This is a genomic window from Paracidovorax citrulli, from assembly GCF_900100305.1.
Taxonomy (GTDB): domain Bacteria; phylum Pseudomonadota; class Gammaproteobacteria; order Burkholderiales; family Burkholderiaceae_C; genus Paracidovorax; species Paracidovorax citrulli.
The window spans coordinates 1-13,426 of record NZ_FNEY01000028.1 but is presented as its reverse complement, the minus strand read 5'-3'; the positions used below and the strand labels follow the sequence as shown (position 1 = coordinate 13,426).

Genomic DNA, 13,426 nt, shown 5'->3' with positions numbered 1-13,426 from the left:
GTGGGGGCCGCCGAGCCGCCGCCGGGCCGCCCCAAGGCGGCGAGCGCCCCCCCGGGGGGCAGCGAACCAGGCGAAGCCGGGAGCGTGGGGGCCACATTGACGCCAGCCATCATCCTGAACGTGCAGCGCCAGCCGGGCGCCAACGTGATCTCCACGGTGGACAGCATCCGGCGCCAGCTGCCCGAGCTGCAGGCCGGGCTGCCCGCGGGCCTGGACGTGCAGGTGCTCTCGGACCGCACCACGGGCATCCGGGCATCCGTCCACCACGTCGAGATGGAGCTGGTGCTCGCCGTGCTGATGGTGGTGCTGGTGATCTTCTTCTTCCTGCACAGCCTGCGTGCCACGGTGATCGCCAGCCTGGCCGTGCCGATCTCGCTCATCGGCACCTGCGGCGTGATGTACCTGCTGGGCTACAGCCTGAACAACCTCAGCCTGATGGCGCTCACCATCGCCACCGGCTTCGTGGTGGACGACGCCATCGTGATGATCGAGAACATCGCCCGCTACATCGAGGAGGGCGAGCCCCCGTTCCAGGCCGCGCTCAAGGGCGCCACGCAGATCGGCTTCACCATCATCTCGCTCACCGTGTCGCTGATCGCGGTGCTGATCCCGCTGCTGTTCATGAGCGACGTGGTGGGGCGCCTGTTCCGCGAGTTCGCGGTGACGCTGGCGCTCACCATCCTGATCTCGGCGGTGGTCTCGCTCACCCTGGTGCCGATGATGTCCGCGCGCTGGCTGCGGGCGCTGCCCGACACACCGCCGCGCGGGCTGGGCGGTGCCATCCAGCGCGGCTTCGACCGCGTGATCGCGCGCTACGACGTCTGGCTGCAGTGGGTCCTGCGCCGCGAGGGCGCCACGCTCGCCGTGGCCCTGCTGACGCTCGCGCTCACCGTGGTGCTGTATGTCTTCATTCCCAAGGGGCTGTTTCCCACGCAGGACACGGGCCAGCTGCAGGGCCGCCTGGTGGCGGCGCAGGATGTCTCGTTCGAGCGCATGAGCGGATTGCAGCAGGAAGCCGTGCGCGCCCTCCTGCAGGACCCCGACGTGGCCTCGATCAGTTCGTTCGTGGGCGTGGACGGCGCCAACAACGCGATGCTGAACACCGGGCGCCTGCTCATCAACCTCCGGGAGGGCCGCGACCGCCAGGAGGCCGTGATGCAGCGGCTGCGCGAGCGGGCGGACGCCGTGGCGGGCGTCACGCTGTACCTGCAGCCCACGCAGGATCTGACCATCGACGCGGAAACCGGCCCCACCGAATACCGCGCCACCATCGGCGGCGTCGATTCCACCGAAGTGAACGCCTGGACGAACAGGCTGGTGGAGCGGCTGCGCACGGTGCCGCAGGTGCGCAACGCCACCACCGACGCGGGTGCGCAGGGTCTCTCGGCCTTCGTGGACATCGACCGGGCCACGGCCGCGCGCCTCTCGGTCACCGCCAGCGCGGTGGACGATACCCTCTACAGTGCCTTCGGCCAGCGCATCGTTTCCACCATCTTCACCGAGACCAACCAGTACCGCGTCATCCTGGAGGCGCAGCAGGAGGGCCTGTCGAGCCCCGAGGCGCTGGGCACGCTGCCGTTGCGCACGGGCAGCGGGGCACCCACGCCGCTGTCGGCGGTCGCCACCGTGCGCGAGCAGCCCGCGCCGCTGCAGATCACGCGCGTGGCGCAGTACCCGGCCGCCACGCTGGGCTTCGACAAGGCCGACGGCGTCTCCCTGGGCGAGGCGGTCGATGCGATCCGCGCCGCGGCGCAGGAGATCGGCATGCCCGCGGGCCTGTCGCTGCAGTTCCAGGGCGCGGCCGGCGCCTACGAGAAGTCGCTCGCCAGCCAGCTCTGGCTGATCCTCGCCGCGATGGTCTGCGTCTACATCGTGCTGGGCGTGCTCTACGAGAGCTACGTGCATCCGCTCACCATCCTCTCGACCCTGCCATCGGCCGGAGTGGGCGCGCTGCTGGCGCTGATGCTCACCGGCAATGACCTCGGGGTGATCGGCATCATCGGCATCATCCTGCTGATCGGCATCGTCAAGAAGAACGCGATCATGATGATCGACTTCGCCATCGACGCCGAGCGCGGCCAGGGGCTGCCGCCGCGCGTGGCCATCCACCAGGCCGCGCTGCTGCGCTTCCGGCCCATCCTGATGACCACGCTGGCCGCGCTCTTCGCCGCGCTGCCGCTGATGCTGGGCTGGGGCGAGGGCGCCGAGCTGCGCCGCCCGCTGGGCCTGGCGATCTTCGGCGGCCTGGTACTGAGCCAGTTGCTCACGCTCTTCACCACGCCGGTGATCTACCTCGCCTTCGACCGGCTGGGGCGCCGCTGGACGGGCCGGGGCACAGCCGCGGCGCCCGAGGTGCCCACCGCACTGGCGCCGCCGGCCGCGCCGGCCGGGGAGGGCCGCCCGTGAACCTCTCGCGACCCTTCGTCGAGCGGCCCGTGGCCACGGTGCTGCTGACCATCGGCATGGCGCTGGCGGGCATCGCGGCATTCTTCCTGCTGCCGGTGGCGCCGCTGCCGCAGGTGGACTATCCGGCGATTTCCGTCTCGGCCAGCCTGCCCGGCGCCAGCCCCGAGACCATGGCCACCAGCGTGGCGACGCCGCTGGAGCGGCGCCTGGGCGTGATCGCGGGCGTGAACGAGATGACGTCCTCCAGTTCGAGCGGTTCGGCGCGCATCAGTCTGCAGTTCGACCTGAACCGCAAGATCGACAGCGCCGCGCGCGAGGTGCAGGCGGCCATCAATGCCTCGCGGGCGGACCTGCCCGCCACGCTGCGTAGCAATCCCACCTACCGCAAGATCAACCCGGCGGATTCGCCGGTCATCATCCTCGCGCTCACCTCCAGGTCGCGCACGCCGGGCGAGATCTACGATGCCGTCTCCAACGTGGTCAGCCAGCGCATCTCGCAGGTGGAGGGCGTGGGCGACGTGGAGATCGGCGGCGGCTCGCTGCCCGCCGTGCGCGTGGAGCTGCTGCCGTTCGCGCTGAACCGCTACGGCATCGGCTCGGAGGACGTGCGCGCCGCCATCCAGGCGGCAAACGCCAACCGGCCCAAGGGCGCCATCGAGAGCGACGGCCGCCGCATGCAGATCTACACCCCGTCCCCGTCGCGGCGCGCCGCCGACTACGCGGACCTCGTCATCGCCTGGCGCGACGGCGCACCGGTGCGCCTGGGCGACGTGGCGCAGGTGATCGACGGCGTGGAGAACACCCGCACGCTGGGCCTTTTCAACGGCGAGCCGGCCATCGTCGTGCTCATCACGCGCCAGCCGGGCGCCAACATCATCCGGACGGTGGACGGCGTGCGAGCGCTCATCCCCTCGCTGCAGGCGCAGCTGCCGCAGGACATCCGCATCGCCGTGGCCTCGGACAGCACCAACTCCATCCGAGCCTCGCTGCGCGAGATCGAGATCACCCTGATGGTCTCCATCGCGCTGGTGGTGCTGGTGGTGGGCCTGTTCCTGCGCAAGGCCCGCGCGACGGTGATCCCGGCCGTGGCCACCGTGGTCTCGCTGCTGGGCACCTTCGGCATCATGTACCTGCTGGGCTTCAGCCTGAACAACCTCAGCCTGATGGCCCTCACGGTGGCCACCGGCTTCGTGGTGGACGACGCCATCGTGGTGCTGGAGAACACCAGCCGCCACATCGAGGCCGGCATGGACCGCATGGCGGCCGCCCTGCAGGGCGCGCGCGAGGTGGGCTTCACCGTGCTCTCCATCAGCCTGTCGCTCGTGGCAGTGTTCATCCCGCTGCTTTTCATGGACGGGCAGGTGGGCCGGCTGTTCCGCGAATTCGCGGTCACCCTCTCGGTCGCGGTGGCGATCTCGCTGGTGATCTCGCTCACCACCACGCCGATGATGTGCGCCTGGCTGCTGCGTTCGGAGGACGCGGATGGCCGCGCGGGTGCGCTGCCGCGGCCGCGGGGCCGCTTCGCGCGCTGGACCCTGGCCGCTCAGGATGCCGTGCTGCGCGGCTACGGGCATGCGCTGGACTGGGCGCTGGCCAGCAAGGCGCTGGTCATGGCGATCCTGCTGGCGGTGATCGGCCTCAACGTGTACCTGTTCAGCCACATCCCCAAGGGCTTTTTCCCGCAGCAGGACAACGGCCAGCTCGTGGCCGGCCTGCGCGCGGACCAGAGCATTTCGTCCGGCGCGCTGGCGGGCAAGCTGCGGCAGGCCGTGGACATCATCCGCAAGGACCCGGCGGTGGACACCGTGGTGGGGTTCTCCGGGGGAGGGCGCGCGGGCGGCGGCTTCATGTTCGTGAACCTCAAGCCCGTGTCCGAGCGCAGCGAACCCAGCATGGCCGTGGTCGGCCGGCTGCGGCCGCAGCTCGCCGCGCTCACCGGCCTGCAGATCTTCCTGTCGCCCGTGCAGGACCTGCGCATGGGCGGGCGCTCGAGCAACTCCACCTACCAGTACACGCTCAAGAGCGACAACCTCGCCGACATGCGCGTCTGGGCGACCAGGCTGGCCGAGCGCCTGAAGCAGGAGTCGCTGCTCACCGACGTGGACACCGACCAGGCCGACAAGGGCTCCGAAACCTATGTGGAAGTGGACCGCGACAGCGCCGCGCGCCTGGGCGTGAGCGCGGCGGCCATCGACGCGGCGCTCTACAACGCCTTCGGCCAGCGGTCCGTGGCCACCATCTACAGCGAGCTGAACCAGTATTCGGTCATCATGGAGTGGGCCCCCGGCTACACGCGCGGCCCGCCGGCGCTCAAGGACGTTTTCGTGCCCGCCAATCCGTCGGGCGCCACCGGCTCCCCGGCCAACCCCGGCCAGCGCGGCGCGTCCACCGGGCAGGTGCTGGCCAACACCCAGGAAAGCATGGTGCCGCTCTCGGCCATCGCGAAGGTGGCGGAGCGCTCGTCGCCCACCTCCATCAGCCACCAGGACGGCGAACTGGCCACCACCATCTCCTTCAACCTGGAGGGCAACACCTCGCTCAGCCAGGCGCGGCAGATCGTCGAGCAGGCCGAGGCCGACATCGCCATGCCCACCAACGTGCGCGGCAGCTTCGAGGGCACGGCGCGCAGCTTCCAGCAGACCCAGGGGCAGCAGTTCTTCCTGATCCTGGCGGCCATCGTGGTGATCTACATCGTGCTGGGCGTGCTCTACGAGAGCCTGATCCATCCCATCACCGTGCTCACCACGCTGCCCTCGGCCGGCGTGGGCGCGGTGCTGGCGCTGCTGCTGTTCAACATGCAGTTCACCATCATCGCGCTCATCGGCGTGTTCCTGCTGATCGGCATCGTGAAGAAGAACGCCATCCTCATCATCGACTTCGCGCTGGAGGCCGAGCGCGCGCGGGGCCTGTCGGCCACGCAGGCGGTGCGCGAGGCCTGCATGCTGCGCTTGCGCCCCATCCTGATGACCACCCTGGCCGCCGCCCTGGGCGCCCTGCCGCTGGCCGTCGGCTTCGGGCAGGGTTCCGAACTGCGCCAGCCCCTGGGCGTGGCCATCATCGGCGGGCTGATCGCCAGCCAGCTGCTCACCCTGCTGACCACGCCCGTGGTCTATGTGCTGCTCGACCGGCTCCGCCGCCCCTCCGGCAATGAACGACACCTCAGCCGCGCCGCCGACACGGCACCGGCCGTGCCTGCGCGACACCCATGACCTTCGATCCGTCCGCCCCCCGGCCCGCCCCGGCCGCCCGCCCTGCGGCCCGCGCGCCGTCCGCCCCGCGCATGCTGCGCGCCTGCGCCGCGGCGCTGCTGCCGGCCTGGCTGGCCGCCTGCTCGGTGGCGCCTGCCTACCAGCCCCCGGCGCTCGCCACCCCCATGCCCACCGCCTTCAAGGAAGCGGGCGCGCTCTGGCAGCCGGCCGCGCCCGCCGACGCCGCCGACCGCGGCGACTGGTGGACGCTGTTCGGCGACGAGGAATTGAACCGCCTCGCCGCCCGGGTGCAGGTATCGAACCAGAACATCGCCGCCGCCGTGGCTGCCTATGCCCAGGCCCAGGCGCTGGTGCGCGAGCAGCGCGCGGGCCTGCTGCCGGGCGTGAGCCTGTCGGCCGGCGAAACCCGTGCGGGCGGCGAGACCCGTGCGGGCGGCGAGGGCTCCGCGCGCCGCGGCACCACGGCCCAGGCGGCGCTGGGCGCGAGCTGGGCGCCGGACGTGTGGGGGCGCCTGGGCAGCGCCGTGGACAGCGCCCGGGCCAACGCCCAGGCCAGCGAGGCGGACCTGGCCGCGGCGCGGCTCTCCGCCGTGGGCTCGCTCGTGGCCGCCTATTTCCAGCTGCGCGAGGCCGACGCCGAGGCCGGGCTGCTGCGCGACACGGTGCAGGCCTACGAGCGCGCACTGCGCATCGCCCGGAACCGCTACGACGCCGGCGTGGCCGCGCAATCGGACGTACTGCAGGCGCGCACCCAGCTGGCCAACGCCCGCGCCGATCTCGCCACCGCGCAGCGCAACCGCGCCGGCTACGAGCACGCCATCGCGGTGCTGGCGGGCCAGCCGCCGGCGGCGTTCAGCCTGCCTGCCGGCACCTGGGTGGCACGCGTTCCCGAGGTGCCCGCGGGGCTGCCCTCGACCCTGCTGGAGCGCCGCCCGGACATCGCCGCGGCCGAGCGCGCCGTGGCCGCCGCCAACGCGCAGATCGGCGTGCAGCGTTCCGCCTACTACCCCAGCTTCAGCCTCACGGCCTCCCTGGGGCGCAGCGGCACCGGCCTGGGCGACCTGTTCAGCGCCTCGGGCGCGCTGTGGTCGCTGGGCCTGTCGGCCGCCCAGACGGTGTTCGACGGCGGCGCCATCGCCGCGCGCGTGGAGCAGGCGCGCGCGGCCCGCGACGCGCGCGTGGCCAACTACCGCCAGACGGTGCTGGGCGCCTTCCAGGCGGTGGAAGACCAGCTCACGGCGGTGCGCACCCTGCAGGCGCAGGAGCCCCTGCGGCAGGAGGCCGTCTCGGCCGCCCAGCGCGCGGAGGAGCAGATGCTCAACCGCTACCGTGCCGGCCAGGTGGGCTACACCGACGTGGTCACCGCCCAGGTGGCGGCGCTGTCCGCGCGGCGCGCGCTGCTGCAGCTGCAGGTGAACCGCCAGCTCGCGGTGGCATCGCTCGTCCAGGCGCTGGGCGGCGGCTGGCAGGCCCCCTGGATGGACGGCGCCGCCGCGGCCACGGCCGGGCAGGGTGCTGCCGAGCCCCGATAATCCGCGGCTGCTTTCCCCTCCCAACGAAAAAGGATTTCCGTGGATTTCATCTTGCTGGCCAAGGCCGCCGTCATGGGCGTGGTCGAGGGCCTGACCGAGTTCCTCCCCGTCTCCTCCACCGGCCACCTGATCCTCGCGGGCGCGCTGCTCGGCTTCGACGACGACAAGGCCAAGGTATTCGACATCGCCATCCAGACCGGCGCGATCTTCGCGGTCGTTCTGGTGTATTGGCAGAAGATCCGCGAGACCCTGGTGGCGTTGCCCACCCAGCCCCGGGCCCGGCGCTTCGCGCTGAACGTGCTCATCGGCTTCCTGCCGGCCGTGGTGCTGGCGCTGATCTTCGGCAAGGCGATCAAGGCGCACCTCTTCACGCCGGTGGTCGTGGCATCCACCTTCATCCTGGGCGGCTTCGTCATCCTCTGGGCCGAACGGCGGGCGCCCGGCGCCGTGCGCGTGGACTCCGTGGACGACATGACGCCCCTGGACGCGCTGAAGGTCGGGCTCGTGCAGTGCCTGGCCATGGTGCCGGGCACGAGCCGCAGCGGCGCCACCATCATCGGCGGGATGCTGCTGGGCCTCTCGCGCAAGGCCGCCACCGATTTCTCGTTCTTCCTGGCGATCCCCACGCTGATCGGCGCGGGCGTGTACAGCCTCTACAAGGAGCGGCACCTGCTGTCGATGGCCGACCTGCCGCTGTTCGCGGTGGGCCTGCTGTTCTCGTTCGTGAGCGCCTGGCTGTGCGTGCGCTGGCTGCTGCGCTACATCAGTACCCACAGTTTCGTGCCGTTCGCCTATTACCGCATCGCTTTCGGTATCGTGGTGCTCGCCACGGCCTGGACCGGCTGGGTGCACTGGGGAGAATGACCCCGTGCGCCAGCGTGGCTGGCGATCCCAGATGGTGGGATGGTTCATATCACTGCATAGCAAATGATGCTATGAAAAAAAGAAAGTGATAAGCTGCCGCCACATTTGAGTTGAGGGCCCCTGTACCGCGCACCATCGCCGCAAGGGGATGAAGCAGGCTGTTGCCGGGCCTGCCGGCCGCGCCGCGCCAGCGGGCAGCCGGCGCCCCCCGGGGTACGAGGGACGAGTTGGCTATGACGCCGAACGAATTGCCGTTGGATGGCACGCTGTCCGCCGTCGGGACGCCCCCCGGGCTGCCGGATTCCGACATGTTGCAGATACTCACGCGCAACGTGGGCGCCACGGTGGCCGTGGTCAGCCGCGCGCTGCGCGTCGTTTACGTGAACGACGAATACGCGCGCTGGTTCCGGGCCGCGCCCGAGGCCATCGTCGGCAAGAGCCTGATCGAGCTCTATGGCGAATACAACTATTCGCGCTTCATGCCTTACGTGCAGCGTGTGCTGGCCGGAGAGCGGGTGAGCTACCAGCGGCTGGTACTCGATCCGGAGGGGCGCGAATCCTGGCGCACCATCTGCGTATCGCCCTGGCGGGACGCGGGCGGCGGCATCGCCGGCTTCGTCACGGCCGCACTGGACGTGGACGAACTCCAGGTGGCCATGAACGCGCTGCGCGCCGCCAACCAGCGCCTGTCCTCGCACATGGACAACAGTCCGCTCGCCGTGCTGGAAATGGACGACCAATTGCGCGTGCTGCGTTGCTCGCGCCGCGCCATCGAACTCATGGGCTGGCAGGATCTCGTCCAGGTCGAATGCCGCCGCCTGCACGAGCTGCCCGGCACCTCGGCCATGGAGCAGCACCTGTCGCAGGCCTTCTCGGACCTGCGTTCGGGCCGCACCACGCGCAACCGGGTGGAGTCCTGCCTGCGCCGGGCCGATGGATCGGAAGTGCATTGCGAGTGGTTCAGCTCCGCGCTGACCGACGAAGGCGGCCGCGTCACGTCGATCATGTCGCTCGTGCAGGACATTTCCGCGAAGATCGAGATCGCGCGCCAGCAGCATTACCTCGCCAACCACGACTCGCTCACCGGCCTGCAGAACCGATCGGCCTTCCAGAGCCGCTTCGAGCATTCCCTCGCCCGGGTGCGCTCGCGAGGAGGCGCGGTGGCGCTGCTGTTCATCGACCTGGACGGCTTCAAGAAAATCAACGATGGGCACGGCCACAAGGTGGGCGACGAGGTGCTGCGCTGCGTGGCGCGCCGGCTGGCGCATGCCGTGCGCGGCAGCGACACCGTGGCGCGTCTGGGCGGCGACGAGTTCCTCGTGATGCTCGACACCGGGGTGGAGGCGGATCTGGTCGGCCACATCGGGGCGCGCATCATCTCCGCGCTGGCCGAACCCATGGAAGTGGACGGTCATGCCGTGCGCGTGGGCGCGAGCATCGGTGTGGCCATGCACCCCCCGCTGGAGGGCGACATCGAATTGCTCATGACCCAGGCCGACCAGGCCATGTACGCCGCCAAGCGTACCGGCCGCGGCTGCATGCGCTACGCGGGCCAGGGCTGAAGGGCGGGGGGACGCCCGCCCCGCGTCCGCGCCTACGGCTTCACGCTCTGCGCGAAGTGGAAGAAGTTGTCCGGATCGTAGGCCCGCTTGACGCCCTGGAGCCGCGCGTACACATCCTGGTTCCAGTAGGCATCCACGTAGTTCTGCAGCGAGCCGTCCGGATAGTTCTGGTACACCTTGCCGGTCAGCAGCGGGCGCACCAGGGCCTGGAATCCCGCCAGCCAGTTTTGCACCGTCGCGCGGTCTTCCGGCCGGGTCCAGAACACGTCCATCACGAAATCCGCGTCCACTTGGCGGTGGATGAAAGCGCTGCTCTCCACCGGGTAGCGCGCGATCGCCCCGCCATAGGGCTCCAGGTAGGCCATCGAATACGTGTTGGGCGACGTGGCGAAGTAGTCGATCACCGCCTGCCATTGCGCCTTGGTCAGCTGCCTGTCCAGGTAGCCGCAGGCCTTGCTTTCGCAGGTGCCTTCCGTCAGGCCCTGGGGCAGGTCGTAGGGGTGGTCGTCCAGGTACCGGTTCATGGCGGGATAGCTGCCGCTGCGGTCCACCAGCAGCCTGGCCGTCGGAAACTTCAGCAATGCGTCGATGGCCGCCATGCCGTCGGCGCGCGAACCGCAGTACATGCCCTGGATCATGAACACCGGCTGTCCGTCGCGGAAACCCAGGTTCATCATGTAGCCCAGTTCGTCCGGCGCGCCGGTGCGCATGAACTTCTGCTGCAGCAGCACCAGCACGTCGGCGGCGTCGGCGGCTTCCCAGGAAATGGCCCAGGCCCAGACGTGCGGCAGACGCACCATGCGGTAGGTGACCTGCAGCAGCACCCCGAAGTTGCCGCCCGTGCCGCCGCGCATGGCCCAGTACAGTTCGGCGTTCTCCGTCGCGCTGGCCGTCACGATCCGGCCGTCGGCCAGGGCCACGCGCATCGATTCCACCAGGTCGCTCTGGATGCCGTACGCGCGCGACGTGTAGCCGTAGCCCCCGCCCTGCACGAAGCCTCCCACGCAGACATTGCCGCAGGCGCCCGTCGGCACGTGCCAGCCCGTCGCGCCCATGGCGCCGTTGAAATGGTCGAAATCCGTGCCCGGCAGCACGTGCACCCGTCCGGCGCCCGGGTCGATCGTCACGCCGCCGAGATCGCTCAGGTCGATCACCACGCCCATCTGGTTGACGGAGTAGCCGGCCGTGCTGTGGCCTCCGCAGCGGACCGCGACCCAGGCTTTCCAGGTCCTGGCGAAGGCCAGGCTCGACATCACGTCGTCTTCGCACTCGCAATAGATGATGAGCAGCGGATAGGCCTGGAACGCAGGGTTCGATTCCTGCCGGGCCTGGGTGTAGTCCGGACTGTCGGGCAGCACGGCCCGCCCGACCAGCCCATCCTCGAGCGCGATCAGCGCGTCCCACGGCCACGGGGTGCCGGCCGATGCGTTGGCGGCGGCGAGGCCGCGCAGATGCGCGACGCGCCGGTCTTTGGCAAGGCGGGCAGGACTCTTTCGTTGGGCCATCGTGGGATTCCCTCGTTTGGATCAGGTGGCAGGCTCGGACGTGGCGCGGGTCTGCAGGAGCCAGGGCTGCGGGCGACCCGCGGAAAACGGAGCGCCGCCTGCCCGCGTTCCTGGCGCGGGATGCCGCGGCATGCTGTGTCTATATGTAACCGGCTTGCGCCGCAGTGTAGGGGATCGCGGCTGCCTTGCGCGTGGATTTTTGCCGCCTTCCAATTCCGGAGGCGGTGTCCGCCTGTCGGGGGCGGAGCCTTTGGCAGGAAGCTGGAGATGGCCCGATCAGGCCACCGGCACGGCGACCAGGTTGAGCACCGCGGCCTCGATGGCCGCCGCCGTCGCGCGGGGCTGCTCCATCGGGAAGAGATGGCTTCCCTCCAGCATGGTGATGCGGCCCTGCGTCACGCGGCGGGTGAGGTCCATGCCCACCTGCCGCAGTTCATCGGAACCCAGTCCGCCGATGAACGCGGCGGGGCAGCGCAGCGGGTGCGTGGCCAGCAGCCGTCCCAGGTTGTGGGGCAGGGTGTTGTAGATGGCGGTCTCCACCTCGCGCTCGAAATGCAGCGCCACGCCGCCGTCCCCATGCGGGCGCAGGCCGTGGTCCACGTAGTCGCGCAGCACCGCCTCGTCCCAATGCGCGAAGGCCTTCTTGCGGCGGAAGTGCTCCAGCGCTTCTTCCGCGCTGTCCCAGCGGTGCCGGCGCGCGCGACTGATCTTGCCCGGCGAGACCGCGCCCACCACCTGCGTGCGCTTGGCCATGCCCAGCGCCCCGGCACGCCAGCCGCCGATGAGGGGCGAATCCACCATCACCACGCCGCGCGCGAGTTCCGGATGCCGCGCCGCCGCCATCACGCTGAGGAAGCCGCCCAGCGAATGCCCCACCAGGAACACCGGCCCGCCCGCGCGGTCCGCCCGCTCGCGCGCGAAATCCGCGAGCTGCTGCACCAGCGCGGGCCAGTTGCTGGTGACCGGATAGCGCGGATCGTGCCCGAAGCGGTCCACCGCATGCACGTCGAAGCCGCGTTCGCGCAACTGGGCGAAGAGCACGCGGTACGTGCCTGCCGGAAAGCTGTTGGCGTGGGAGAAGACCAGCGGAAGGGGCGTCGTCATCGCGGGGCGGCCGGCGCGGCGGGGCAGGGTCAGATGAGCTTGTCGCTCGGCGTGCCGATCTTCTTCAGCGGCTGGCTGCGCGCGGGCTCCGCCAGGATCGGCACGTCGGTCGCCCCGCCGTTCCAGGCCGGGTCCTCGATGCTGTCGAACACCTGGCGCAGGCGTTCGCCCCAGCTGCTGCGCAGCATGCGGAAATACGGGTTCTGCTCGTCGATGCAGACGATCCTGTCGGTGGAAAGGCGCCCGGCCTCGTACACCACGAGGTCCAGCGGCAGTCCCACCGAGAGATTGGACTTGAGCGTGCTGTCCATGGACACCAGCGCGCACTTGGCGGCCTCGTCCAGCGGCGTGTCGGGCGTGAGCACGCGGTCGAGCACCGGCTTGCCGTACTTGGACTCGCCCACCTGGAAGTAGGGCGTCTCGGGCGTGGCCTCGATGAAATTGCCGGCCGAATACACCTGGAAGAGCCGCATGCCCTCGCCCTGGATCTGCCCGCCGAACACCAGCGACACGTTGAAATCCACCCCCGAGCGCTTCAGCGCGGCGCCGTCGCGTTCGTGCACGTGCCGCACGGCAGAGCCGAGCACGCGGGCGGCGTCGAACATGCTCTTGGCGTTCCAGATGGTGATGGGCTCGTTGTCGTCGCGGTCGAAGAGCTGCTCGGTCTGCAGCATCTCCCGCACCGATTGCGAAATGCTCAGGTTGCCGGCCGACAGCAGCACCATGAAGCGGTCGCCGGGCCGCTCGTAGATCATCATCTTGCGGAAGGAACTGATCTGGTCGAGGCCGGCATTGGTGCGGGAATCGGACAGGAAGACCAGTCCGGCATTGAGCTTGATGGCGACGCAGTACGTCATGAAGGAACCGTCGGGGAGAAAGCGAAAGGAGCGAGTGTAGTGGGAGCGCAAGGCCGGGCACCGGTCCGGTGGCCCGGCATACTTGTTCAGTGCAGTGAACCGACGGATCGATGGACATTTTTGGAAACAAATTGCCTACCTGCCGGGGCTATCGCGGCCTGCGATGCTGCTCCTATCATCGTTGGTTTGTACAACTTGACTCTGCCGCAACCGGGGAGTTGCACGATACACAATGACACGCCGCGTCACCATCCGGACGCCCCTGGGAGAGCAGCTGCAATTCCGGCAGTTGCGGGGCAGCGAGGAGCTGAGCCAGCTTTTCTCCTTCGACATCGACCTGCTCTCGGAAGGCCGCGACATCGATCCCAAGGCCTTGCTCGGCAAGAC

The 13,426-nt window shown here is 69.9% G+C and carries 8 protein-coding genes; 5 read left to right on the top strand and 3 right to left on the bottom strand.

Translation table 11 applies throughout. The features are described from left to right. The 5 genes from BLR99_RS17160 to BLR99_RS17140 form a co-directional block, all read left to right on the top strand. Positions 1 to 2,406, top strand: a 2,406-nt coding sequence (locus BLR99_RS17160; protein WP_083369989.1) for an efflux RND transporter permease subunit, incomplete at its 5' end; no start/stop codon positions are given. Further along, positions 2,403 to 5,615, top strand: a complete 3,213-nt coding sequence (locus tag BLR99_RS17155) for an efflux RND transporter permease subunit (RefSeq protein ID WP_011795163.1) — start codon at positions 2,403 to 2,405, stop codon at positions 5,613 to 5,615. The genes BLR99_RS17160 and BLR99_RS17155, both read left to right, overlap by 4 nt. Continuing rightward, positions 5,612 to 7,147 (top strand): efflux transporter outer membrane subunit, encoded by a 1,536-nt coding sequence (locus tag BLR99_RS17150; protein ID WP_011795164.1) that lies wholly within the window; start codon positions 5,612 to 5,614, stop codon positions 7,145 to 7,147. Before BLR99_RS17155 ends, BLR99_RS17150 begins: the two co-directional genes overlap by 4 nt. A 39-nt stretch (positions 7,148 to 7,186) precedes the next feature. After that, a complete protein-coding gene (locus BLR99_RS17145; protein ID WP_011795165.1) occupies positions 7,187 to 8,011 on the top strand; it encodes an undecaprenyl-diphosphate phosphatase in 825 nt (274 codons plus the stop codon). A gap of 233 nt (positions 8,012 to 8,244) precedes the next feature. Further along, the gene (locus tag BLR99_RS17140; protein WP_011795166.1) at positions 8,245 to 9,573 is read left to right on the top strand and encodes a diguanylate cyclase domain-containing protein; all 1,329 of its coding nucleotides are present in this window, start codon (positions 8,245 to 8,247) and stop codon (positions 9,571 to 9,573) included. A gap of 32 nt (positions 9,574 to 9,605) precedes the next feature. Here BLR99_RS17140 and BLR99_RS17135 read toward each other — a convergent pair whose 3' ends face one another. The 3 genes from BLR99_RS17135 to BLR99_RS17125 form a co-directional block, all read right to left on the bottom strand. Then, complete coding sequence (locus BLR99_RS17135; RefSeq protein WP_011795167.1) at positions 9,606 to 11,078, bottom strand: FAD-binding oxidoreductase; 1,473 nt, start codon at positions 11,076 to 11,078, stop codon at positions 9,606 to 9,608. A 276-nt stretch (positions 11,079 to 11,354) separates the two neighbouring features. Further along, a complete protein-coding gene (locus tag BLR99_RS17130; protein ID WP_011795168.1) occupies positions 11,355 to 12,182 on the bottom strand; it encodes an alpha/beta fold hydrolase in 828 nt (275 codons plus the stop codon). 29 nt (positions 12,183 to 12,211) lie between these two features. Beyond that, positions 12,212 to 13,039 (bottom strand): proteasome-type protease, encoded by an 828-nt coding sequence (locus tag BLR99_RS17125; protein ID WP_011795169.1) that lies wholly within the window; start codon positions 13,037 to 13,039, stop codon positions 12,212 to 12,214. Positions 13,040 to 13,426: the final 387 nt, after the last annotated feature.

Coding starts and splice junctions, on each gene's coding strand:
- BLR99_RS17150 (WP_011795164.1), top strand. CDS start 5,612: ATGACCTTCGATCCGTCCGCCCCCCGGCCCGCCCCGGCCGCCCGCCCT.
- BLR99_RS17140 (WP_011795166.1), top strand. CDS start 8,245: ATGACGCCGAACGAATTGCCGTTGGATGGCACGCTGTCCGCCGTCGGG.
- BLR99_RS17135 (WP_011795167.1), bottom strand. CDS start 11,078: ATGGCCCAACGAAAGAGTCCTGCCCGCCTTGCCAAAGACCGGCGCGTC.
- BLR99_RS17130 (WP_011795168.1), bottom strand. CDS start 12,182: ATGACGACGCCCCTTCCGCTGGTCTTCTCCCACGCCAACAGCTTTCCG.
- BLR99_RS17125 (WP_011795169.1), bottom strand. CDS start 13,039: ATGACGTACTGCGTCGCCATCAAGCTCAATGCCGGACTGGTCTTCCTG.